At 52.9% G+C, this 25519-nt stretch carries 17 protein-coding genes and 2 pseudogenes; 10 read left to right on the top strand and 9 right to left on the bottom strand.

Annotation, left to right across the window (positions count from 1 at the left end):
- Positions 1–14 precede the first annotated feature (14 nt).
- Complete coding sequence (gene clpA, locus LK04_RS12170) at positions 15–2294, top strand: ATP-dependent Clp protease ATP-binding subunit ClpA (protein ID WP_039332382.1); 2280 nt, start codon at positions 15–17, stop codon at positions 2292–2294.
- 95 nt (positions 2295–2389) lie between these two features.
- On the opposite strand, the gene infA is transcribed toward clpA, so the two are convergent.
- From infA to trxB, 5 genes are all read right to left on the bottom strand, one after another.
- Positions 2390–2608, bottom strand: coding sequence for a translation initiation factor IF-1 (infA, locus tag LK04_RS12165; RefSeq protein WP_002211347.1), 219 nt, complete (start codon positions 2606–2608; stop codon positions 2390–2392).
- A 346-nt stretch (positions 2609–2954) separates the two neighbouring features.
- Positions 2955–3647 carry a leucyl/phenylalanyl-tRNA--protein transferase gene (gene aat / locus LK04_RS12160; protein ID WP_039332385.1) on the bottom strand — a complete coding sequence of 231 codons (693 nt, stop codon included), beginning with the start codon at positions 3645–3647 and terminating at the stop codon, positions 2955–2957.
- 33 nt (positions 3648–3680) lie between these two features.
- Complete coding sequence (cydC, locus tag LK04_RS12155; RefSeq protein ID WP_039332387.1) at positions 3681–5411, bottom strand: heme ABC transporter ATP-binding protein/permease CydC; 1731 nt, start codon at positions 5409–5411, stop codon at positions 3681–3683.
- Complete coding sequence (cydD, locus tag LK04_RS12150) at positions 5411–7180, bottom strand: heme ABC transporter permease/ATP-binding protein CydD (protein ID WP_039332390.1); 1770 nt, start codon at positions 7178–7180, stop codon at positions 5411–5413. Before cydD ends, cydC begins: the two co-directional genes overlap by 1 nt.
- Before the next feature lie 147 nt (positions 7181–7327).
- A complete protein-coding gene (gene trxB, locus LK04_RS12145; protein ID WP_039332392.1) occupies positions 7328–8293 on the bottom strand; it encodes a thioredoxin-disulfide reductase in 966 nt (321 codons plus the stop codon).
- A gap of 521 nt (positions 8294–8814) precedes the next feature.
- Here trxB and lrp point away from each other — a divergent pair.
- From lrp to LK04_RS12115, 7 genes and pseudogenes are all read left to right on the top strand, one after another.
- Entirely contained in the window at positions 8815–9309 is a 495-nt protein-coding gene (gene lrp, locus LK04_RS12140) for a leucine-responsive transcriptional regulator Lrp (protein WP_006118610.1), read from the top strand.
- Between the two features lie 119 nt (positions 9310–9428).
- Positions 9429–10293: pseudogene (locus LK04_RS20945) on the top strand (DNA translocase FtsK 4TM domain-containing protein); the annotation flags it as partial.
- 122 nt (positions 10294–10415) lie between these two features.
- Positions 10416–12824 (top strand): annotated as a pseudogene (locus LK04_RS12135) (DNA translocase FtsK); the annotation flags it as partial.
- Positions 12825–12999: 175 nt separating this feature from the next.
- Positions 13000–13611 carry an outer membrane lipoprotein chaperone LolA gene (gene lolA, locus LK04_RS12130; protein ID WP_039332399.1) on the top strand — a complete coding sequence of 204 codons (612 nt, stop codon included), beginning with the start codon at positions 13000–13002 and terminating at the stop codon, positions 13609–13611.
- A 7-nt stretch (positions 13612–13618) separates the two neighbouring features.
- The gene (locus LK04_RS12125; protein ID WP_039332401.1) at positions 13619–14965 is read left to right on the top strand and encodes a replication-associated recombination protein A; all 1347 of its coding nucleotides are present in this window, start codon (positions 13619–13621) and stop codon (positions 14963–14965) included.
- 96 nt (positions 14966–15061) lie between these two features.
- Positions 15062–16354 carry a serine--tRNA ligase gene (serS, locus tag LK04_RS12120; protein ID WP_039332403.1) on the top strand — a complete coding sequence of 431 codons (1293 nt, stop codon included), beginning with the start codon at positions 15062–15064 and terminating at the stop codon, positions 16352–16354.
- A 311-nt stretch (positions 16355–16665) separates the two neighbouring features.
- Positions 16666–17817 (top strand): MFS transporter, encoded by a 1152-nt coding sequence (locus LK04_RS12115; RefSeq protein WP_039332452.1) that lies wholly within the window; start codon positions 16666–16668, stop codon positions 17815–17817.
- Between the two features lie 40 nt (positions 17818–17857).
- On the opposite strand, the gene pflA is transcribed toward LK04_RS12115, so the two are convergent.
- The 4 genes from pflA to ycaO all read right to left on the bottom strand — a co-directional run bounded on the left by pflA (position 17858) and on the right by ycaO (position 24069).
- Entirely contained in the window at positions 17858–18598 is a 741-nt protein-coding gene (gene pflA, locus LK04_RS12110; RefSeq protein WP_039332405.1) for a pyruvate formate lyase 1-activating protein, read from the bottom strand.
- Between the two features lie 160 nt (positions 18599–18758).
- Positions 18759–21041 carry a formate C-acetyltransferase gene (gene pflB / locus LK04_RS12105; RefSeq protein WP_039332407.1) on the bottom strand — a complete coding sequence of 761 codons (2283 nt, stop codon included), beginning with the start codon at positions 21039–21041 and terminating at the stop codon, positions 18759–18761.
- Positions 21042–21109: 68 nt separating this feature from the next.
- Positions 21110–21970: a formate transporter FocA gene (gene focA, locus LK04_RS12100; RefSeq protein ID WP_039332409.1), complete on the bottom strand. Its 861-nt coding sequence runs from the start codon at positions 21968–21970 to the stop codon at positions 21110–21112.
- Between the two features lie 335 nt (positions 21971–22305).
- The gene (ycaO, locus tag LK04_RS12095; protein ID WP_039332411.1) at positions 22306–24069 is read right to left on the bottom strand and encodes a 30S ribosomal protein S12 methylthiotransferase accessory factor YcaO; all 1764 of its coding nucleotides are present in this window, start codon (positions 24067–24069) and stop codon (positions 22306–22308) included.
- Between ycaO and LK04_RS12090 the strand changes: the two genes are divergently transcribed.
- Together LK04_RS12090 and serC are read left to right on the top strand one after the other, a co-directional pair.
- Positions 24068–24331, top strand: a complete 264-nt coding sequence (locus tag LK04_RS12090; protein WP_039332413.1) for a hypothetical protein — start codon at positions 24068–24070, stop codon at positions 24329–24331. The genes ycaO and LK04_RS12090 overlap by 2 nt on opposite strands.
- A gap of 51 nt (positions 24332–24382) precedes the next feature.
- Positions 24383–25468 (top strand): 3-phosphoserine/phosphohydroxythreonine transaminase, encoded by a 1086-nt coding sequence (gene serC / locus LK04_RS12085; RefSeq protein WP_039332415.1) that lies wholly within the window; start codon positions 24383–24385, stop codon positions 25466–25468.
- The last annotated feature ends 51 nt before the right edge of the window (positions 25469–25519 follow it).

The following is a 25519-nucleotide window of genomic DNA, read 5'->3' as shown; positions in this document are numbered from 1 at the left end:
GGGGGAGGTGCCAAATGCTCAATCAAGAACTGGAACTCAGTTTAAACATGGCTTTCGCCAGAGCGCGCGAGCACCGTCATGAGTTTATGACCGTCGAGCATCTGTTGCTGGCATTGCTCAGCAACCCGTCGGCCAGAGAGGCATTGGAAGCCTGTACGGTAGATATCGTGGCTCTGCGACAGGAACTCGAAGCCTTCATCGAACAAACCACGCCGGTGCTGCCAGCCAGTGAGGAAGAGCGCGATACGCAACCGACGCTCAGCTTCCAGCGCGTGTTGCAGCGTGCGGTATTCCATGTCCAGTCATCCGGTCGCAGCGAAGTGGCTGGGGCAAACGTGCTGGTCGCCATTTTCAGCGAGCAGGAGTCACAAGCGGCTTATCTGCTGCGCAAACATGAAGTGAGCCGCCTTGATGTGGTGAACTTCATCTCCCATGGTACGCGTAAAGACGAACCCGGCCAGCCGCAGAACAACGCGGAAAATCCGGTTAACGAAGAGCAAGCAGGCGGGGAGGAACGTATGGAAAACTTCACCACCAATCTTAATCAGCTTGCTCGTGTCGGCGGAATCGATCCGCTGATCGGCCGCGATAAAGAGCTGGAGCGTGCCATTCAGGTGCTGTGCCGTCGCCGTAAGAACAACCCGCTGCTGGTGGGTGAGTCTGGCGTGGGTAAAACCGCGATTGCGGAAGGTCTCGCCTGGCGCATTGTGCAGGGCGACGTGCCTGAAGTGATGAAAGACTGCACTATCTACTCGCTCGATATCGGTTCGTTGCTGGCAGGCACCAAGTACCGTGGTGACTTTGAGAAACGTTTTAAAGCGCTGCTGAAACAGCTTGAACAGGACACCAGCAGCATTCTGTTTATCGATGAAATCCACACCATTATTGGTGCGGGTGCTGCCTCTGGCGGGCAAGTTGATGCGGCGAACCTGATCAAACCGCTGCTTTCCAGCGGGAAAATCCGCGTGATGGGTTCAACCACCTATCAGGAGTTCAGCAATATCTTTGAGAAGGACCGTGCGCTGGCGCGTCGTTTCCAGAAGATCGATATCACCGAACCTTCTGTGGAAGAGACCGTACAGATCCTCAACGGCCTGAAACCGAAATATGAAGCGCATCACGATGTGCGTTATACCGCGAAAGCGGTGCGTGCTGCGGTAGAGCTGGCGGTGAAATACATCAACGATCGTCATTTGCCTGATAAGGCTATCGACGTGATTGATGAAGCCGGTGCGCGTGCGCGTCTGGTGCCGGTCAGCAAGCGCAAGAAAACCGTCAACGTTTCTGACATCGAATCTGTGGTGGCGCGTATTGCGCGTATCCCAGAGCAAAGTGTCTCGGCAACGGACCGCGATACGCTGAAGAACCTCGGCGACCGTCTGAAAATGCTGGTGTTCGGACAGGACAACGCGATTGAAGCGCTGACGGAAGCGATCAAAATGAGCCGTGCAGGCTTAGGCCAGGAGCGTAAACCGGTAGGTTCGTTCTTGTTTGCCGGCCCGACGGGTGTGGGTAAAACCGAAGTCACGGTTCAGTTGGCGAAGGCGCTGGGTATTGAGCTGCTGCGCTTTGATATGTCCGAATACATGGAACGTCACACGGTGAGTCGTTTGATCGGTGCGCCTCCGGGCTATGTGGGCTTCGACCAGGGTGGTTTGCTCACTGATGCGGTAATCAAACATCCACATGCGGTGGTGCTGCTGGATGAAATCGAGAAGGCTCACCCGGATGTCTTTAACCTGCTGTTGCAGGTGATGGACAACGGCATGCTGACAGATAACAACGGCCGCAAAGCGGACTTCCGCAATGTCGTGCTGGTGATGACCACCAACGCCGGCGTGCGTGAAACCGAGCGTAAATCGATTGGTCTGATTCATCAGGACAACAGCACTGACGCGATGGAGGAGATCAAAAAGATCTTCACACCAGAGTTCCGTAACCGTCTCGACAATATTATCTGGTTCCGTCACCTGGATACGGCGGTGATTCATCAGGTCGTGGATAAATTTATCGTCGAGTTGCAGGCACAGTTGGATGCGAAAGGCGTATCACTGGAAGTCAGTGATGATGCACGTGACTGGCTGGCTGACAAAGGTTACGACAAGGCGATGGGTGCACGTCCGATGGCACGTGCCGTACAGGAAAATCTGAAGAAACCATTGGCGAACGAACTGCTGTTTGGTTCATTGGTCGACGGAGGCTCAGTCTCGGTGGCGCTGGATAAAGAGAAAAACCAGCTGACTTACCACTTCCTGAGTGCGGAAAAACGTAAAACCGAAGGGACTGTGCACTGATGTGCTAAGTTCCAGATAAGAAAAGGCCGGATGAGAATCCGGCCTTTTTTTTCGCGCTCAGTTACTTGCCACCAACGCGAGATGTGGGCAACAACTTAGCGACTACGGAAGACAATGCGGCCTTTGCTCAGGTCGTACGGGGTCAACTCGACAGTCACTTTGTCGCCCGTCAGGATGCGGATGTAGTTTTTGCGCATTTTACCGGAGATATGAGCGGTAACCACGTGCCCGTTTTCAAGTTCTACGCGGAACATGGTGTTAGGTAACGTATCCAGTACGGTACCTTGCATTTCAATATTGTCTTCTTTGGCCATCGAATCCTCTGGGTGAACTACCAAACTGTTGAACCGGCAAGATAATGCCGAATTCCATGATTTATGTAAAGAACCGTTGGTGATTTTGCCAACGCTTCGCCGTGCGTCGCGCCATTGCGCGTGCATTACGGAAAAATTCGGGTGTTTTTTGACGTCTGCGGGGGATTAGCGGGCTAAGAATCTGTAGCAATTGGCTGCTGATGCACAACTGATACAGCTTCGGGAAATGTATGAGATTCCCAACCTGGCAATTCCGGCTCGCCACAGCGAAGCGCGGACGACATACCAAACTCGCTTATTGTATCACTTTTGTCGGGAATTGTGTGCAAAACATCTGCGGGGAGGGTCAAAAAAGGGTTTGTGTTTGCCAGCAACCCGCCAAAACAGGCTGCCACGCCAGTGTTTGCACGTACTGTAAATAATCGACACGTGGGATTTCAACGGCGCCCAATGAGGCGGTATGCGGGTTCAGTACCTGGCAATCAATCAAACGGCCCTGATGAGCCAGAAAATGTTGAGAGAAAACCCATAACGCGGTTTTTGACGCATTCTCCTGACGGCTGAACATTGATTCACCGCAGAAAATTTGCCCAAGTGCCAGACCGTACATGCCGCCGACTAAACGATGATCGCTCCAGACCTCAATGGAATGGGCATGACCCAGCTCATACAAGCGCAGCCAGGCGCGCTTCACTTCAAACGTAATCCACGTCCCTTCCTGACGACCGCTGGCACAGCCCTCAAGCACCTGCGGAAACGCATGATTCATGGTGACACGAAAAGGGGAGCGACGATGAAAGCGCGCCATGCTCCGGCTGAGATGGAAAGATTCCGGCAACATCACAGCACGTGGATCCGGCGACCACCACAAAATTGGGTCACCGGGGGAGAACCACGGAAAAATACCGCGCTGATAGGCATTCATCAGGCGGGCAGGGGAGAGATCGCCACCCATCGCCAACAGTCCATTTGGCTCGCGCAGCGCCATCTCAGGCGGTGGGAAATTTAACGAATCCCGTGAAAGCTGTACCAGTCTCATTGCGTCATTTACCCTTCGGGCTAGTCGCTTAGACTATAGCGCAAAGCGCTGCTGGAAACGCCAGTAGCGACCCGCTTTTGAGATTAATTCGTCGTGTGAGCCCGATTCAATAATTTGTCCACGATCCATAACGCAAATTCGATCCATCTTCTCAAGGCCGCTTAATCGGTGCGTCACCATGACCAGCGTTTTATCACTCGCTACCTGTTGCAACAGCGCTAAAATCTGCTGTTCGGTGGTGGCATCAAGCCCTTCTGTGGGTTCATCCAACAGCCACAAATCACCGTTATGCAGCAGTGCGCGGGCGATGGCCAAACGGCGCAGTTCACCGCCTGACAGCGGGCGACCGCCTTCCCCCATCCACGCATTAAGTCCTTCATCATGTTCAACTAAATGGCTGAGACCCACCTGGTGCAAAACATCCTGCAACTGTGTGTCGCTGGCCATTGGGTTAGCCAACAGTAAATTGTCACGCAAAGGCTGGCTAAACAGATGGACGCGCTGGGTAACAACGCTGATACGCTGGCGCAGGCTGGTTTCATCCCATTCATTAATCGGGATCGCGTTGAGCGCGATTTCACCTTGCTGCGCTTCCCAGCCGCGCGTGATCAACGCCAGCAGGCTGGATTTCCCGCAGCCGGTGGGGCCGAGCAACGCCAGATGTTCACCGGCTTTGAGATGAAGTGAAAAGTGGTTAAGCACCGGCTCTGGCCGCTGTGGGTAACGAAAAACAATATTATCCAGCGTAAGGGCTATGCCGGGCTGAGAATGCTTCATCCTGTCTGGGAAGCGGATGTGCGGCTCCTGCTCAATAATCTCTCGCACGCGTTGTGCCGCCCCCGTGACCTGAGCCAAAGGCAGAAATGCACCGGCAACCGGGGCCAGCGCTTCAAATGCCGCCAGACCGCAGAAGACAAACAGCGCGATGAATGCACCGGGCGCTGCGTTATCTCCCACGCCCGCGGCTGAAATCCACAGCAGGAGCACCACCGTTGAACCACTGATCAACAGCAACACACTCTGCGCGATGGCCTGCAGACGATGCTGGCGCCGTTGAGCCTGCTGCCAGGCTTTTTCTTCATCATCGAGGTGAGTGCGCCACAGCGTCGCCGCACCATAAATGTGTAATTCAGCCAGCCCGCTCACCCAGCGTGTGAGTTGCAAGCGCCAACTGGCCTGGCGTTGCGAGATTTGCTGGCCAGCAGAAGTTCCGAGCCGCCAGAACAGAGGCGGGAGGATGATTAATGTCAGCAGCATGATGCCACCCAGCAGCAAAGCCAATGGCACATCCAGATAGGCCAAACCGCAGGTGACGATAATAATGACAACGGCGGCACCCAGCAGCGGCGAAAACACCCGCAGGTAAAGATGATCCAGCGTATCAACATCGCTAACAAAGCGGTTCAGCAGATCGCCCTGACGAAAGCGCGCCAGCTGCTCTGGTGCCAGCGCAATCAGCTTGCTGAAGGTGAATACGCGCAAATGCTGCAATACCCGGAATGTTGCATCGTGACTGACCAGACGTTCAAAGTAACGGGATGCCGTGCGGGTAATGGCCGCGCCGCGCACGCCTGCGGCGGGCAGCATGTAGTTAAAGCTATACAGGCCCGCCACACCCGCCAGCGAGGAGGCGGCAAGGAACCAGCCAGACAAGGTAAGCAGGCCGATGCTGGCCAGCAAGGTCGCGATCGCCAGGATGATGCCTAAACCTAAACGCCAGGGGTGACGGCGATAGAGACGCAAGAACGGCAATAAATTTTTCATCAAACAATCTCCTGCTGGCGGTGCTGCGCCATCTCGCGCAGCGGACCCTCTTGATCCTTCAATTGTTGCCAACTGCCCTGCTGTACCAATTGCCCGGATTGCATGACCCACACTTCATCCCAGTCGGCGAGCGCATTGAGCTGATGCGTGATCATCAGGGTGGTTTGCTGGGTAGCCGCCTGATGCAGCGCATGCATGACATGTTGCTCGCTTTGGCTATCCAGTCCGGAACCAGGCTCATCCAACAACAGGAGCTGTGCGGGCTTCAACAGCGCCCGCGCCACCGCTACGCGCTGCGCCTGACCAACAGAAAGCCCTAATCCGCCATCGCCCAGTGGCGTGTCCAACCCTTGCGGAAGTTGTGCCAGAAAATCATTCACCCCCGCGCGTTGCAGCACATTCGTGAGCGTGATGTCATCAACCGTTCGGTTCAGTAACAGGTTTTCGCGCAGCGTTGACGCAGGCAAATGGGGATTTTGTCCAACCCAGGCCAGATGCTGGTGCCAGTTGTCGCGGCTGATTTCACGCAGTTCGTGACCGTTGACGCGTAGCGAACCCTGATAAGGCAGAAAGCCGAGTAGCACGTTCATCAACGCCGTTTTACCGGCACCACTTTGACCAATCAACGCGATGCGTTTGCCGGCTGCGAGAGTGAAATTAAGAGGTTGAGACAGCGGCTCACCGCGGGCTGTCATGACAATCAAATCCTGCGCCAGCAGCGTCAATGGTGTATCAAATGCTATTGAGGTAGAAGACTGAGCCGCGTCGATATCAGGGCTTTCTGTCAGGAAGCTGTCCAGTGCATCTGCCCCGCCAACCGCCTGTGCTTTAGCGTGATAAAAAGTGCCGAGATCGCGTAGAGGCTGGAAAAATTCCGGTGCCAGAATCAGGGCCAGGAATCCGGCAAACAGCGTGACGCCGGTTCCGTAATGCCCAAAGTTGAGTTCGCCAAGGTAGGAAAAACCGAAATAAACCGCGACGACGGCAATTGCCAGGGAAGCGAAGAATTCCAGAACGGCCGAAGAGAGGAAGGCCAGGCGCAACACTTCCATGGTGCGCTGACGGAAATCCGTGGTGCTTTCGGCAATCGCATGCTGTTCGGCTTTGGCGCGATGAAACAAGCGTAGGGTTTCGCGCCCGCGCAAGCGATCATAAAAATCGCCACTCAGTCGAGCCAGCGCCTGAAAATTTCGACGGTTAGCTTCTGCCGCACCCATGCCGACCATCGCCATAAACAGCGGAATGAGCGGTGCGGTTGCGAGTAGAATCAGACCGGCGGCCCAATTGACGGGGAAGATAGCAATCAATATGGCAAAGGGAATAAACACGGCCAGCGACATTTGCGGAATATAGCGCGCGTAATACTCCTGCATCTCTTCAATCTGTTCCAGCAGCAGTGTTGCCCAACTTCCCGCGGGTTTGCCCTGAATCCAGGCAGGGCCTAACGCATTCAGTCTATCCAGCACCTGCTGGCGCAAAGCACGGCGAATCGCAACACCCGCCTGGTATCCTGCCATTTCGCGCGCATAATTCAGCCCGGCGCGCAGGACAAAGCAGAGCAACAGCAGCATAAAATCCGCAAGCAGTGAGCCGCGTGGCTGTTGCGCCACAATCAAATTTTGCAACAACGAAGCCAGCAACCAGGCCTGAACAATAATGACCAGCGCCCCGGCTAAACCGAAAAGCGATGCTGCACGTAAACTACGTGCGCCGTGAATGCGTTGCTGACGAAGCCAGCGGAGAAGGTGTTGCTGCCGTGATTTATCCATGCGAAGCCGTTTGATCACTGATGGAGAGAGGCAAATACCGGATCAATTGTCCGGACATCCTGAGCGCATGAACTGTAGCACGCAGGTCATAAAAAAGGCGACCAATATAGGTCGCCTCTCAGCAATTATGATCAGCTTATTAACAACTTACTTATCGTTTTTAACCAAGCCATCAAGATAACGTTCTGCATCCAATGCTGCCATACAGCCGGTGCCTGCAGAGGTAATTGCCTGACGATAGATGTGGTCCATCACGTCGCCCGCAGCGAATACGCCAGGAATGCTGGTTTGTGTCGCGTTACCGTGCAGGCCGGACTGCACTTTGATATAGCCGTTTTCGAGCGCTAACTGACCATCAAAAATAGCCGTGTTAGGGCTGTGGCCGATAGCCACAAACAGACCCGCAACATCCAGGGTCGACGGCGCTTCACCCTTGGTCGAGAGTAATTTCAGGCCGGTTACGCCCATCTGATCGCCAACCACTTCTTCCAGGGTGCGGTCGGTGTGCAGCACGATATTGCCGCTGCTGACTTTCGCCATCAGACGGTCAATCAGGATTTTTTCAGCACGGAAGCTGTCGCGGCGGTGAATCAGATGCACTTTTGACGCGATGTTGGCCAGATACAGTGCCTCTTCAACCGCAGTGTTACCGCCACCAATGACAGCGACTTCCTGGTTGCGATAGAAAAAGCCGTCACAGGTCGCGCAAGCGGACACGCCTTTACCTTTAAAGGCTTCTTCAGAAGGCAGACCGAGGTAACGTGCTGACGCCCCCGTTGCGATGATCAGTGCATCAGCGGTGTATTCGCCACTGTCGCCCGTCAGGCGGAAGGGACGGTTCTGCAAATCCACAGTATGGATGTGGTCGAACAAGATTTCGGTGTTGAACTTCTCGGCATGCTCATGCATGCGCTCCATCAGCGACGGACCAGTCAGATCGTGCGGGTCGCCAGGCCAGTTCTCCACTTCAGTAGTGGTGGTGAGCTGACCACCTTTTTCCAGTCCGGTAATCAATACCGGATTCAGGTTGGCGCGCGCTGCATACACTGCAGCGGTATAACCGGCAGGGCCGGAGCCCAAAATGAGCAGCTTACTGTGTTTGGCCGTACTCATGCGTTCCTCAGTTTTTTTCTGACAACATAGTTTTTGATTGTAGGGAAATTAGCGACGCAAAAAAAGGTTTCAGCGATTTTGTTAACAATCGCTGCAAGCGGCGTAGTCGATGAGGCGCAATTTTGCACGTCTGTTGCGCCAAAAGGGGGCAATGCTCGGCAATTTCTGGTGCAGCAGTATAAAAATTCTTATTAAAAAACAGCATCCCAGCACTCTGTCTGGCATCTTGTACTGAATTTGGATGTTTTACTTTGACAATCGCCTGCTGTTTTGCGAAAACATTACCAGAAGCAGAGAATATTTAGCGGCGCAAAACAGAATTTCATTTCTGTTTTGCGTGTTTTTGCCAGATAAACTCAGTCTGACATTGGTAATGACGCATGGTGTGGACAGACAACATGCGTCATACGGATGGCCGCATTACTGCACAGACTTATAGGCTTCGCTTAAGTAAGGCCCTGAACAATGAGCGTTTTCAGGGTGTGGCAGGTAAAGGGAAGGAATTAAGAGAGACAATAATAATGGTAGACAATAAGAAACGCCCCGGAAAAGACCTGGATCGTATCGACAGAAACATTCTGAATGAATTGCAGAAAGACGGTCGTATTTCCAATGTTGAGCTTTCGAAACGTGTTGGGTTATCACCTACACCGTGTCTTGAGCGTGTGCGTCGCCTGGAGCGTCAGGGCTTCATTCTGGGTTATACCGCACAGCTGAACCCGCATTATCTGGACGCTTCACTGCTGGTGTTTGTTGAGATTACTCTGAATCGTGGTGCGCCCGATGTGTTTGAGCAATTTAACGCCGCAGTGCAAAAACTTGAGGAAACTCAAGAGTGTCACCTCGTTTCCGGTGACTTTGACTACTTGCTGAAAACCCGTGTACCGGACATGTCCGCCTATCGTAAGCTCTTGGGTGAAACCTTGCTGCGCCTACCGGGCGTGAATGACACCCGTACTTACGTGGTAATGGAAGAGGTCAAACAGAGCAATCGTCTGGTGATCAAAACCCGTTAGTGCAGGGCAGGTGCAAAGCTTGCAGGAATTCGGTACACTCCTGTGAATTCATACAGGATCAGCGTCGGGCTTGCCCGACGCTGTTTCCTTCTTAATTTACAGGCACCTGGAGAGTTCTCTTGAGCCAGGAATATACAGAAGATAAAGACGTTTCGTTACAACCGCTGAGCAGTGGACGCAGGCTGCTGGAAGCGTTACTCATCCTTGTGGCCCTGTTCGCCATCTATTTGATGGTGTCGCTGGTTAGCTTCAACCCTTCAGATCCAAGCTGGTCGCAGACCGCCTGGCATGAGCCGATTCATAATTTAGGCGGCAGTGTTGGCGCATGGCTGGCGGATACCTTGCTGTTCATTTTTGGCGTGATGGCCTATGCCATTCCTCCCGTCATTATTGGGCTGTGCTGGATTACGTTCCGTCAGCGCGATCGTCAGGATTACATCGATTACTTTGCCGTTGGTTTACGTTTGATCGGCGTTTTGGCTTTGGTGGTCACCACCTGCGGCCTGGCGGCGCTCAACGTGGATGACATCTGGTACTTTGCTTCCGGCGGCGTGATTGGCAGCCTGGTCAGCAATGCGATGGCACCGTGGTTCAGTTCCGCGGGCGGCACCTTAACGCTGCTGTGCGTCTGGGCTGCGGGTATTACGCTGTATACCGGCTGGTCCTGGCTTACCATTGCCGAAAGGATTGGCGGTGTGGTGATGGGCGTGCTGACCTTTGCCAGCAATCGCTCGCGCCATGACGAACCCTGGCAAGAAGATGACGAGTACGAAGACGAGGAGCAGGCAGAAGATGCCGCGCCTCCGTTACGTGCTACGCAAGCCCATCATGACGCTGATGACGTTCTGCTGGCTAAACCACGTAAAATCGCCGAGCCCATTGCGGAAGAACTGGCGGATGATCCGCTGTTGGCGAAAGCCAGTGCAGCAACAGCCGCGGCTATTGCGGTTACCACAGAAGCCGCACAACAGGCTCCGACTGCTGTGCAACCTGCGGTCAGTTCGCCAACTGAATCCTCTGTTGTGACGCCTCCGGTGAACGCTTTGCCAACCGAACCTGTGCCAGTAGCACCTGTTGCGGCTGCTCCCGAGCCAGTGATTCAGCCTGCGCCACCGTTGTATCGTTTTGAAGTGCCGAATGAACCTGCGTCAACGCCCGCTCCATTCTCACTGGCTGATGAGGATGATGGCCCGCGCATGGGCAACTGGCAGGATGCGGCATCCTCGTCTGCTTCTCTCAATACTGCCGCAGCGGCAGCAGCGGGCATGGCGGCGGTGAAGAGCGCGTCAGCTTACACACCGGCTTTTGATATTGTCCCTGAGCGAGATTACAACCCGCAGGTGAAGCAGGGTATTGGTCCTGAATTACCGCGTCCGAATAAAGTCAAACTGCCAACCCGTCGTGAACGGGCTTCTTATGGCATTAAACTGCCATCTCAGCGTATGGCGGAAGAAAAGGCACGAGAAGAGGCGGAGCAGACGTTGCCAGAAATGACGGCAACCTACCATGCACCGCAACATGATCATGATGATGATGCCGCACTGCAGCAGGCACAGTTGCGTCAGGCCTATGAATCTCAACAGCAGCAGCGTTATGGCGACAGCTGGCAGCAGCAACCGGAAGAGGATGATGAAGAGGCGTTGCATCAGGCGCAGCTCGCGAATCAGTTTGCGGCACAGCAGCAACAGCGCTATCAGCCATCAGATGCCAGTGATGGCCCGGTATTTAGTCTTGATACCTCGTCAGCCTTTGATTTTTCGCCGATGAAAGATTTGGTTGATGACGGTCCAAGCGAGCCGCTGTTTACTATTGCCGCGACGCCAGAACCGGAAGCGCCATCGCAATGGCAGCAGCCTGCAGCGCCGCAACCGGAAACCCTGCCATCGTTGACTGAGCAGAACAGCCCATGGTCTTCGGCTGAGCCGGAAAGTTATGCTGCACCCAGCGAAACGCCAAAACCGGCTACGCCAGCGCAGGACAGCCTGTTCCATCCGTTCCTGGTGCGTCATGAGCGGCCACTGGAAAAACCGTCTACTCCATTGCCAACGCTCGATTTACTGACTTCGCCGCCTTCGGAAGAAGAGCCGGTGGATATGTTTGCCCTTGAGCAAACTGCGCGTCTGGTTGAAGCGCGTCTGGCTGACTATCGTGTGAAAGCGGAAGTGGTGGGCATTTCGCCAGGCCCGGTGATCACCCGTTTTGAACTCGACCTTGCGCCGGGTGTGAAAGCCGCTCGTATCTCTAACCTGTCACGCGATTTAGCGCGCTCACTCTCTGCGGTTGCAGTGCGTGTGGTGGAAGTGATTCCGGGCAAGCCTTATGTCGGGCTGGAGTTACCGAACAAGCACCGCCAAACCGTGTATCTGCGTGAAGTACTGGATTGCGATAAATTCCGTGATAATCCTTCACCGCTCTCTGTGGTGTTAGGTAAAGATATTTCGGGTCAGCCGGTTGTTGCGGATCTGGCGAAAATGCCTCACTTACTGGTTGCGGGTACCACCGGTTCCGGTAAGTCAGTGGGCGTTAACACCATGATCATCAGCATGTTGTATAAAGCCACGCCGGAAGAAGTGCGCTTTATCATGATCGACCCGAAAATGCTGGAGCTGTCGGTTTATGAAGGTATTCCTCATTTACTGACTGAAGTTGTTACCGACATGAAAGATGCCGCCAACGCGCTGCGCTGGAGTGTGGGTGAGATGGAACGCCGCTACAAGCTGATGTCAGCACTCGGCGTGCGTAATCTGGCGGGTTATAACGAGAAGATTGAGCAGGCAGCGGCGATGGGCCGTCCGATTCCTGATCCGTTCTGGAAGCCGGGCGACAGCATGGACACGACGCCGCCGGTACTGGAGAAACTGCCTTATATCGTGGTGTTGGTGGATGAATTCGCCGACCTGATGATGGCGGTAGGTAAGAAAGTGGAAGAGTTGATTGCTCGCCTCGCCCAGAAAGCGCGTGCAGCGGGTATTCACCTGGTGCTGGCAACGCAACGCCCGTCAGTGGATGTGATCACCGGCTTGATTAAAGCCAACATTCCAACCCGTATTGCTTTTACCGTTTCCAGTAAGATTGACTCGCGTACTATCCTGGATCAGGGGGGCGCAGAATCGCTGTTGGGGATGGGTGACATGCTTTATATGCCGCCAAACTCCTCGATGCCAGTCCGTGTTCACGGCGCCTTCGTGCGTGACCAGGAAGTGCATGCGGTGGTGCAAGACTGGAAAGCACGCGGACGTCCGCAATACATCGACAGCATCACGGCGGGTGAAGAGAGCGAAACTGCTGCAGGTGGGCTGGACGGCGATGAAGAACTGGATCCGCTGTTCGACCAGGCCGTCTCGTTCGTGGTGGAGAAACGTCGCGCCTCGATTTCGGGTGTCCAGCGTCAATTCCGTATTGGTTACAACCGTGCTGCACGTATTATTGAACAGATGGAGGCGCAGGGAATTGTGTCTGAACCGGGTCATAACGGTAACCGTGAAGTCCTCTCCCCGCCGCCGCATGAGATGTAATCTTGTGTCAGCAGTGAGCTATATTCGGGCCAGTTAACACTGGCCCGTTGTTTATCTGCGAAACGATCCCCATATCTTCGGGAGCTTTCGGCTTTTTCTCCTGTCGAACTGACAGGGCGGCAACTACGTTTAATGCGGTAAGTGTCGGGAAACCATGAATAAGGAATCGAATCAGATGAAATTACGCGTTATTGCCTGCGGCCTGTTGGCCAGTTTTGTCTCTGCATCGGTATTGGCGGATGCGTCCAGCGATTTGCAACAACGTCTGAACAAGGTGAACAGTTTCCATGCCAGCTTTAGCCAGAAGGTCACCGACGGTAGCGGTGCCAATGTGCAGGATGGGGAAGGGGAACTGTGGGTTAAGCGCCCAAGCCTGTTTAACTGGCACATGACCGCACCAGACGAAAGCGTCATCATCTCTGACGGTAAGAATCTGTGGTTCTATAACCCCTTTGTTGAGCAGGCGAGCGTCAGCCTGTTGCAGAATGCCACCAGCAACACCCCGTTTATGTTGATTGCGCGTAACCAGCCAAGCGACTGGCAGCAGTACAACATCAAGCAGCAGGGCGACAACTTTGAACTGACGCCGAAAAGCAGCGACGGCAATCTGAAACAGTTCACCATCAATGTTTCTGCATCCGGCACCATTAATAAATTCAGCGCGATTGAACAAGATGGCCAGCACAGTGACTACCAGCTGAAAAGTCAGAAAAATGGCGCGATTAGCCCGGATAAATTTACCTTTACGCCGCCTAAAGGGGTAACGGTCGACGATCAACGTCAGTGAGGTCAGCGTGAGTAACCTGTCCCTTGATTTCGCCTCTTCGAATGAGTTTCAACCCCTGGCCGCGCGTATGCGGCCAGCAACGTTGCAGCAGTATATCGGGCAACAGCATCTGCTGGCGCCGGGCAAACCGCTGCCGCGTGCTATTGAAGCCGGGCATCTGCATTCGATGATCCTCTGGGGGCCGCCAGGAATAGGGAAAACCACGCTAGCTGAGATCATCGCGCATTATGGTCAAGCAGACGTTGAGCGCATCTCTGCGGTGACGTCTGGCGTGAAAGAGATCCGAGAGGCAATTGAGCGTGCGCGTCAGAATCGTCAGCTCGGACGTCGCACCATTTTGTTTGTCGATGAGGTGCATCGCTTCAATAAAAGTCAGCAGGATGCCTTCTTGCCGCATATTGAAGATGGCACCATCACCTTTATTGGCGCCACCACAGAAAATCCCTCATTCGAACTCAACTCGGCATTGTTGTCGCGTGCGCGTGTTTATCTGTTGAAATCCCTCACCACCGAAGACATTGAACGGGTGTTAACACAAGCCATGCAAGACAGCGACCGTGGTTATGGCAACAGCGATATTCTGTTGCCGGATAACACGCGTCGGATGATTGCTGAACTGGTCAATGGTGATGCGCGGCGGGCGCTCAATACGCTGGAAATGATGGCCGATATGGCAGAGAGCAATGCACAAGGCCTGCGCGAGCTGACGCCGCAACTGCTCAATGAAGTGTCCGGTGAAAGGGCGGCGCGTTTTGATAATAAAGGTGACCGCTTTTACGATCTGATTTCCGCACTGCATAAATCGGTGCGTGGATCGGCGCCGGATGCCGCGCTCTACTGGTACGCACGCATTATCACCGCAGGGGGCGATCCGCTTTACGTGGCGCGTCGCTTACTGGCCATCGCTTCCGAAGATGTCGGTAATGCCGATCCGCGTGGCATGCAGGTGGCGATTTCAGCCTGGGATTGCTTTACCCGTGTTGGCCCCGCAGAGGGCGAACGCGCGATTGCGCAAGCGATAGTTTATCTGGCTTGTGCACCGAAAAGTAATGCCGTGTATACCGCTTTCAAGGCGGCGATGCGTGATGCGCGCGAATCGCCGGATTATGATGTGCCAGAGCATCTGCGCAATGCCCCGACCAAATTAATGAAAGAGATGGGGTTGGGTAAAGAGTACCGCTATGCGCATGACGAGCCTAATGCCTACGCCGCCGGTGAGGTGTTCTTCCCGCCTGAAATGGCGCAAACGCGCTACTATCAGCCAACCAATCGGGGGCTTGAAGGGAAAATTGGCGAAAAACTCGCCTGGCTGGCTGAACAGGATCAAAATAGCCCGATAAAACGCTACCGCTGATAAAGACCTTACGGTAAGGTGAGCAAGTATTTCAATGCATTCCAGTGGGATGCATCCCTTCATTCGTTCAATCAACCTTAATTACACAGGATAAGCATGCTCGATCCCAATCTGCTGCGTAATGAGCCAGACGCAGTCGCAGAAAAACTGGCACGCCGAGGATTTAAACTGGATGTGGAAACGCTTCGCTCCCTCGAAGAGCGTCGTAAAGTCCTGCAAGTAGAAACTGAAAACCTGCAGGCAGAGCGTAACTCCCGATCCAAATCCATCGGTCAGGCCAAAGCGCGTGGGGAAGACATCGAGCCACTGCGTCAGGAAGTGAACGCGCTGGGCGAACGCCTGGATGCGGCCAAAGCGGAACTGGACACGCTGCAGAACGAAATTCGTGATTTTGCGCTCTCTCTGCCTAACTTGCCGGTCGATGAAGTGCCGCTGGGTAAAGATGACAGCGAGAATCAGGAAGTCAGCCGCTGGGGCCAGCCGCGCCAGTTTGATTTCCCGGTAAAAGACCACGTTGAGCTGGGTGAAGCGGTAAAAGGCCTGGATTTTGCGTCCGCAGTGAAACTGACAGGATCTCGCTTCATTGTGATGCAGGGCCAGATTGCACGTCTGCACCGCGCTCTGAGCCAGTTCATGATTGACCTGCACACCGAGCAGCACGGTTATCTTGAGACCTACGTGCCTTATCTGGTCAACCGTGAAACCCTGTTTGGTACAGGTCAACTGCCGAAGTTTGGTGAAGACCTGTTCCACACTAAGCCACTGGGTGAAGAAGCCGGTAGCAGCAACTATGCGCTGATCCCGACCGCAGAAGTGCCGCTGACCAATCTGGTACGTGACGAGATCGTCGAAGAAGAAGATCTGCCGATCAAGCTGACGGCGCATACACCTTGCTTCCGTTCAGAAGCGGGTTCATACGGACGCGACACCCGTGGTCTGATCCGTATGCACCAGTTCGACAAAGTAGAGATGGTGCATATTGTTGCGCCAGAAACCTCGATGGATGCGTTGGAAGAGTTGGTCGGACACGCTGAGAAAGTCTTGCAGCTGCTGAATCTGCCTTATCGTAAAGTATTGCTGTGCACCGGTGATATGGGCTTCGGCTCTGCCAAAACCTACGATCTGGAAGTGTGGCTGCCAGCGCAAGATACCTATCGTGAAATCTCCTCTTGCTCAAATATGTGGGATTTCCAGGCGCGTCGCATGCAAGCGCGTTGCCGCAGCAAAGCAGACAAAAAACCACGCCTGGTTCACACCTTGAATGGTTCTGGTCTGGCTGTAGGCCGTACTTTGGTTGCGGTACTGGAAAACTACCAGCAAGCTGATGGCCGCATTGAGGTGCCAGAAGTGTTGCGCCCTTATATGGGCGGTCTGGAAATGATTGGTTAATCGAGACTTTCCCAGTAAAAACCCGGCTATGCCGGGTTTTTTATTGTCTATAACTCAGGGATTATTTTTTAGTAAGAATTAATCAGAAATAAACGTTATCGTCAGTAGATGGCCTTAAAAGACTAAAATCTATAAATTCATACAGATAGCTATCGTCCCATCGTGTGAGATATATCCTCTAACCTGCTGAAGATAAAAAAAATAAATTGTTCTGCAGCAAATTGTGCGGCGACTATTTTTTGCACATTGACTTTAAAATAGCGAATGGCAAACTGCGCGCAATTATCTACATTTCTTTGGTTTTAATCCCTATGTCAACCTGGTCGCGCCCCGTCGTGTTGCTGCTCTGCGGCTTAATGCTCATGACGGTGTCTATTGCTGTGCTTAATACGCTGGTACCGCTTTGGCTTACACATGATCAACTGCCGACCTGGCAGGTGGGGATGGCCAGCTCAGCCTATTACACCGGCAACCTGCTCGGGACCTTGCTGGCAGGCTGGCTTATCAATCGCTACGGATTTAATCGCTGTTTTTATCTGGCGAGCGTGCTGTTTGCTTTGGCGACCATGGGTATGGCGCTATTAGACGGTTTCTATAACTGGACGTCTCTGCGTTTCATGGCTGGCTTAGGTTGCGCACTGATCTGGGTTGTGGTGGAGAGTGCATTGCTGTGTAGCGGCACGGTACGCAATCGCGGCCAATTGTTAGCGGCCTATATGATTGTTTACTACCTGGGCACGGTTGCGGGTCAGCTTTTGGTTAGCCGTGTCTCGACTGAGTTGCTGCACGTTATTCCGTGGGTGACCGCACTGATTATTTGTGCCGTGTTGCCAGTGGTATTCCTGCGTGTGAATGCTGGAGCTGCAACAGAAGAGGCATCGACCGGACGTATCTGGACTATGTTGCGTCGTCGCAGTTCTCGTCTGGGTATTAACGGCTGTGTGATTTCAGGCATTGTGCTGGGATCGTTGTATGGACTGATGCCACTCTATTTGTCCCATCAGGGAATGAGCGATGCCACCGTCGGATACTGGATGGCATTACTGGTGAGCGCAGGCATCGTAGGGCAGTGGCCGGTCGGACGCCTGGCTGACCGCTTTGGCCGCTTAATGGTTTTACGCGTGCAGGTGTTTGTCGTCATTCTGGGTGCGATTGCCATGCTGGGTGATACCGCCATGGCACCCGCGCTGTTTGTGTTGGGTCTGGCAGGTTTTACCCTCTACCCGGTTGCGATGTCGTGGGCATGCGAGACCGTGGCTCACCACGAGCTGGTCGCGATGAATCAGGCTCTGCTGTTTAGCTATACCGTTGGCAGTTTAGTTGGGCCTGGCATGACGTCGATGCTGATGCAGAACTACTCCGATCGCCTGCTGTTTGTGATGATTGCGGTGGTGGCACTGGTGTATTTGGTGATGCTGCTGCGCAAGGCCGATCAGCATGCCACCCCAGTGGCACATGCTTAACGGCAAAAAGAAGGGGGAGCGATTGCTCCCCTTATGCCATTTAGTACATCACCTCGTGACCATAGCTGGTGAGAATATTTTTGACCCGTTCCATGGTCTCTTTACTCGGTGGCTTCACGCCATCAAGCTTGTACTCTTCCCCCATCGCTATCCATTTGTGTTTGCCTAATTCGTGGTAGGGCAACAACTCAATCTTCTCGATGTTGTCCATATCTTTGGTGAACTCACCTAAGCGATGTACTGAGTCGTCATCATCGGAATAGCCAGGCACCACGACAAATCTAATCCAGGTGCGTTTACCTTTCTTTTGCAGATATCGGGCGAAGTCCAGCGTGCGGTGATTGGACACCCCGACCAGAATCTGGTGAACATCGTCATTGATTTGCTTCAGGTCGAGCATCACCAGATCGGTGGCATCCAGCAACTCATCAATCACCGGATCGTAGCGACGGACAAAACCGTTGGTGTCGAGACAGGTATGAATCCCTTGTGCTTTGCAGGCGCGGAACCAGTCACGCACAAACTCGGCTTGCAAAATCGCTTCTCCGCCAGACGCGGTAACACCGCCGCCAGAGGCTTTCATAAAGTGGCGATACGACAAGACATCTTTCATCAGGTCTTCAACGGTGACCTCTTTGCCGCCATGCGTGTCCCACGTATCGCGGTTATGGCAATAGAGGCAGCGCATCAGGCAGCCCTGGAAGAAAGTGATAAAACGGATGCCGGGCCCGTCAACGGTGCCGCAAGATTCAAATGAGTGGATACGACCAATGGTGGACATTGCGATGAGTTCTCCGGTTTAGCCTCAACATCAGGCGGCACAATCTGTGTTGTGCTCTGGGATTAAAGTCGATTTTGCCAGGTTGCCATCACCAGCAAACTGGCAAAACAGACTTGTGGAGAAAAGGCTCCCGCAGGAGCCTTTTACATCTCTGGAAGAATTACAGAGACTGCGTGAAGGTACGGGTAATAACGTCTTGCTGCTGCTCTTTAGTCAGCGAGTTGAAGCGCACAGCATAACCGGAAACACGGATGGTAAGCTGAGGGTATTTCTCAGGGTGTTCCATCGCATCCAGTAGCATTTCACGGTTCATGACGTTGACGTTAAGGTGCTGGCCGCCCTCAATGTTCGCTTCGTGATGGAAGTAACCGTCCATCAGACCGGCGAGGTTGGTTTTACGCACGTTGTCATCTTTACCCAGCGCGTTTGGCACGATGGAGAAGGTATAAGAGATACCATCTTTAGCGTAGGCAAACGGCAGTTTGGCAACCGAGGTCAGTGAGGCAACGGCACCTTTCTGATCGCGACCGTGCATTGGGTTAGCACCCGGTCCAAATGGCGCACCGGCACGACGACCATCTGGGGTATTACCGGTTTTCTTACCATAAACAACGTTTGAGGTAATGGTCAGCACTGACTGAGTAGGTACCGCATTACGGTAGGTTTGCAGTTTCTGAATTTTTTTCATGAAACGTTCAACCAGGTCACAGGCCATGTCATCAACACGTGAATCGTTGTTGCCGAACTGCGGGTATTCGCCTTCGATTTCGAAATCCACGGCCAGGCCATCAGCATCACGCACGGTTTTCACTTTCGCATATTTGATAGCTGACAGGGAGTCGGCAGCCACTGACAGGCCCGCGATACCACAAGCCATGGTGCGATAAACGTCACGGTCATGCAGCGCCATCAGTGAGGCTTCATAACTGTACTTATCGTGCATGTAGTGGATGATGTTCAGCGAGGTGACGTACTGTTTCGCCAGCCAATCCATGAAGTGATCCAGACGCGCCATAACGGTATCGAAATCCAGGATTTCGTCAGTGATTGGCGCTTCTTTTGGACCCACCTGCATTTTCAGTTTTTCGTCCACACCACCGTTGATTGCATACAACAATGTTTTTGCCAGGTTGGCGCGGGCACCAAAGAACTGCATTTGTTTACCGACAATCATTGGGCTGACACAGCAGGCGATGGCATAGTCATCGTTATCAAAGTCAGGACGCATCAGGTCATCATTCTCGTACTGCAATGAGGATGTGTCGATAGAGACTTTGGCCGCGTATTTTTTGAAGTTAACGGGCAGTTTTTCCGACCACAAAATGGTCATGTTAGGCTCAGGCGATGGGCCCATGGTGTACAGCGTATTCAGGAAGCGGAAGGTGCTTTTGGTGACCAATGTACGGCCATCTACACCCATACCTGCAAGGGATTCGGTTGCCCAGATAGGGTCACCAGAGAACAGTTCATCGTACTCTGGGGTACGCAGGAAACGCACCATACGCAGTTTCATCACCAGGTGGTCAATCAGCTCCTGCGCGCCTTCTTCACTCAATTTACCGGCTTTGATGTCGCGATCGATATAAACATCAAGGAAGGTGGATACGCGACCAAATGACATGGCTGCGCCGTTTTGAGATTTCACAGCGGCAAGGTAACCGAAGTAGGTCCACTGTACCGCTTCTTGCGCCGTCACGGCTGGCAGAGAGATATCGCAACCATACTTAGCGGCCATCTCTTTGATTTGGCCTAATGCACGGTGTTGTTCTGAGATCTCTTCACGCAAGCGGATGGTGGCTTCCAGATCGACACCGTTCTCCATATCACTTTGCAGTGAATTGAATTGTGCCACTTTATCTTTCATCAGATAGTCGATGCCGTACAGCGCCACGCGACGGTAGTCACCAATAATACGACCACGACCATAAGCATCTGGCAGACCGGTCAACACACCGGATTTACGGCAGCGCAGGATATCTGGGGTGTAGACATCGAACACACCCTGGTTATGGGTTTTACGATAATCGGTGAAGACTTTTTTCAGCGCAGGATCGAGTTCACGTCCGTAGACTTTGCAAGACCCCTCAACCATTTTGATGCCGCCAAATGGGATAATGGCACGTTTCAGCGGTGCTTCAGTCTGCAAACCAACGATGGTCTCCAGAGATTTATTGATGTAACCCGCGTCATGAGAGGTGATAGTTGAAGCCAGGTCGGTATCAAAATCGACCGGAGCGTGGGTACGGTTCTCAATTTTGATGCCTTCCAGCACGCTGTCCCACAATTCTGTGGTGGCTGGTGTTGCGCCCGCCAGGAAAGATTCGTCACCTTCATACGGGGTGTAGTTTTTCTGGATGAAGTCACGGACGTTGACACTGTTCTGCCATTCGCCGGCGCTAAATCCTTCCCAGGCTGACGCCATTTTTTCGTTAAGTTCGGACATGATATACCTGCCTTATTTAGGGAGACTCTGACGTATGACGTGCGCTGCCGCACGCCCGTATCAATTCATTAATGCACGGGCTCATCGCCGCGCAGATAGATAACCCAATAGGTCAAACCGACTAACAATCCGCCACCAATGATGTTGCCGATGGTCACTGGAATCAGGTTGTTAACTATAAAGTCACCAACGCTGAGAGACGGGAACTGTGCGGCGCTGGAACCGGCCATCTGCCAGAATTCAGGACTGGCGAAATCACGAATAACAATGGCCATTGGAATCAGGAACATGTTGGCAATACTGTGCTCGAAGCCGCTGGCAACAAACATGCCGACGGGCAAGATCATCGCGAACATTTTGTCGAACAAACTGCGGCCGGAATAACTCATCCACACTGCAAGGCAAACCATCAAGTTAGCGAGCGTGCCCAGGCTTACGGCCTCAATAAAGGTGTGATGCATTTTATGGTCTGCGGTCTGAAGCACGTTTAGACCCCATGCACCGTTCGCGACCATGTGTTCACCCGCTAACCAAATCAATGCCACGAAGAACAGGGCACCAAACAGGTTACCGATATAAACATTCAGCCAGTGGCGACCGAGTTGCAGCCAGGTGATGCGCCCGCTGGCTTTCGCCACCACAATCAGTACGGTGGAGGTAAAGAGGTCAGCACCACATACCACCACTAACATCAAGCCAAGTGAGAAGCAGATGCCGCCAATCAGCTTGGCTATGCCGTAAGGCATCGCGCCACTGCCAGTTGTGGCAGTGATATAGAAGACGAAAGCGATAGAGATAAATACGCCAGCGGTGATGGCAAGGAAGAAGGTGGTTAAAGGGTGTTTAGTGGCTTTATAAACACCGGCATCTTCTGCAACTTTAGCCATTGCCGCCGGTAGTAATGCATTAAAAGGGTTGTCAGCTTTCACACTAACGCTCTCCAAAATTTGTCTGTAATGATACTAACAAAGGAGTATAGGTCAGGAATTGATGTGGATCATAAATGCCAGGGCTGGCGGGGATAAGCGAGGCGGGTAACGATGCTTTTTGTATTTAATTATATGATTTTTATGAAATAAATATTTTTTAAAATATACACTAATATTTTAATGACGTAGCCTGGTCGCGAGTAAACAGTTAATTACGTTTAGCGATTGAAGACGAATTGTTAAATATAAAGGTTAAGTGTGACAGCTGTATTTTAGTCATAAAAAAGGCACTGAAATGATTCAGTGCCAATTAATACTTCACTGCAAAACTGGCGTTATTTTTTTGACCAGTATTGGCGCTTGGCCGCCTGCAATTTTTCGTAAGCCGCTAACAGAGCCTGGTGAGCAGGGAAGGCTTTGAGGTCGAGATCGACCGCTTGCAGACCATAGAATGGCGCTTCACCGCTGATAGCAGCGGATGCGGCATCAACTGCCGTTTGGCCATACATGCGCACGAATGCACGATGATACTGCACTGGATCGCGCTCTTCTTCCATCGCCAGCAGTAACAGCGTCTGCAGGCAGCGATAATAGTTGGCGCGCTCTTCACTGAAGATCGACTGGTTAAACTCCATGGTCCATTCAGTCCAGATCAGTGCCTGATCTAAATCACCACCTGCCAGCGCCAGCATCGCTTTCAATTCACCGATACGCAGGGTATACCAGCCGTTATCTTTGCCCGATGCCAGACCCAGCAGTTCACGCACGCGCGTGAAGTCGTCATGGCCTTCTTCGTCCAGTTGCTCGATGAGGTTCAGATAGGCTTCGGGTTCCCATTCGCTGGCTGGCAGCGCCAACAAGGTTTCACGCAGTGGCGCGCCCATGCTGTTATTGGCCAACAGCAGATCTTCCGCCGGATAGATATCGGACATGCCCGGCACGATAATGCGGCAAGCGTAAACACCCAGATGCTCGTAGTCAGCAATATACACTTCTTGATCTTCAGCACGGAAGATCGCCATCAAGGTGTCGAACTCTTCGTGCGTGCTGCCAGAGAAACTCCAGTCAACAAACGGGTAATCTGCATCGTCTTTGAACATATCCCAGGAGATCAGGCCGCTGGAATCGATGAAGTGCGTTTCGAGGTTAGCATGTTCAGCCACTTCTTCGTCATCAAAGGTCGGCGGGGTGAACACATCCAGATCTTTCAGGCCACGGCCCTGAAGCAGTTCAGTGACGGTACGCTCCAGCGCCACGCCAAAGTCAGGGTGTGCACCGAAGGAAGCGAAGCACGTGCCGTTTGCCGGGTTGAACAGTACTACGCAGATGACCGGATATTTCCCACCAAGGGAAGCATCGTAAGAGAAGATAGGGAAGCCTTCTGCTTCCAGACGGTCAATCGCCTCGATCACACCGGGATAGCGCTGCATCACTTCAGCCGGGATTTCCGGCAGGCTGATGGACTCGGCGATAATACGATTTTTAATATGGCGCTCAAAGACTTCAGAAAGTCCCTGTACACGCGCTTCATTGGCGGTGTTGCCGGCGGACATACCGTTAGAAACATACAGGTTACCGATGATGTTCATCGGAATGTAGACCGTTTGCTGATCGGACTGACGGGTAAACGGCAGGCCGCAGATACCGCGGTCAGCATTGCCCGACTGCAAATCAATCAGGTCTGAGGCGCTCAGGCTATCTTCTGGATCGTAAAATTTCTGCAGGCGCGCATCCAGAATACCAGCCGGGAGGCTGTCATCTTCAGTCAGTGGGAACCACTTCTCGTTGGGATAGTGAACAAATTCACCTTTCGCGATGGATTCACCCAGCCAGAAGTCAGCGAAGAAATAGTTGGTTGAGAGACGCTCAAAATACTCGCCTAACGCAGATGCCAGCGCGGCTTTCTTACTGGCACCTTTACCGTTGGTAAAGCACAGTGGGCAGTCACGATCGCGGATGTGCACAGACCAAACATGTGGAACCGGGTTAAGCCAGGAGGCTTCTTCAATATTGAAGCCTAAATCTTGCAGCTTCTGCTGGAAGCGGGCAATGGAGTCTTCCAGTGCGGCGTCTTTTCCTGGAATAAACGTTTGCGTCATGTTGGCGCTCTCTCAAGTCGATGGGGTGGGCGTAAAGCGCGCAATGATACGGGTTTTGCGCCTGCTTAGCTATTCAGTGTTCCAAATTTATCGCGGTATTGTTGCGGCTTTTTATTCACCTGGCTGCATTCTGATTTTACTTCATGAAACCACCTCACAAAATTCCGTGGCTGATTGCATTTATGACATAAGCTGCGGCGATGCCTGCTCTGTGAATGTGATCTCCGCCGGATTAATGATTGCAGCCATTCGGAGGCAATGATAAAACCGATACGGTATTCATAACCGTTCGATATGACAGTGGTGAGGGGAAATGACGCAGGTTTATAATTTTAGCTCCGGCCCAGCGATGCTGCCGGTAGAAGTGCTCCGTCGTGCAGAACAAGAACTGACAAACTGGCACGGATTAGGCACCTCGGTGATGGAGATCAGTCACCGTAGTAAAGAGTTCATTGCGGTTGCTGAAGCAGCAGAACAGGATTTTCGCGATCTGCTGAAGATCCCATCCAACTACAAAGTTTTGTTCTGTCATGGTGGCGCGCGTGCACAGTTCGCGGCTATCCCGGGCAACTTGCTGGGTGAAGCCAAAACCGCCGACTACATTGATGGCGGCTACTGGGCTCACAGCGCCATCAAAGAAGCGGAAAAATATTGTTCCCCAAACACCATTGATGTCAAAACCACGTTGGAAGGTAAACGTGCTTTGTTACCGATGCGTGAATGGCAGTTGAACGATGATGCTGCTTATGTGCATTTCTGCCCGAATGAAACCATCGACGGTATTGCTATTGATGAAGAACCGGATTTTGGTGACAAAGTTGTTGTTGCCGACCTCTCTTCAACCATCATGTCTCGTCCTATTGATGTCAGCCGTTATGGTGTGATCTACGCGGGCGCGCAGAAAAATATCGGACCGGCAGGCTTAACGCTGGTGGTGGTGCGTGAAGACCTGCTGGGTAAAGCGCAACGTTATGTGCCTTCTATTCTTGATTACAAGGTGCTGGCAGAAAACGAATCCATGTTCAACACCCCGCCAACCTTCGCTTGGTATCTTTCTGGTTTGGTCTTTAAATGGCTGAAAGAGAAGGGCGGTGTGGCTGAAATGGATAAGGTTAATCAGGCGAAAGCTGACCTTCTCTATGGCGTGATCGACAGCAGCAGCTTCTATCGTAACGATGTTGCTTCCGGTAACCGTTCACGCATGAACGTGCCATTCCAGTTGGCCGACGCCGCTCTGGACAAAGTATTCCTCGAGGAGTCACTGCAGGCAGGTTTGCATGCCTTGAAGGGCCACCGTGTGGTTGGCGGCATGCGTGCATCGATCTACAATGCGATGCCGCTGGAAGGGGTTAAAGCCCTGACTGAGTTCATGATCGACTTCGAACGTCGCCACGGTTAATTACTTACTTTATGCCAGCCTGGCTGGCATCTGGCCCCGTGATTGGACGGG

Origin of the sequence: Pantoea vagans (assembly GCF_001506165.1) — a bacterium.
Taxonomy (GTDB): domain Bacteria; phylum Pseudomonadota; class Gammaproteobacteria; order Enterobacterales; family Enterobacteriaceae; genus Pantoea; species Pantoea vagans_C.
This window is presented reverse-complemented; position numbering and strand designations above follow the sequence as displayed.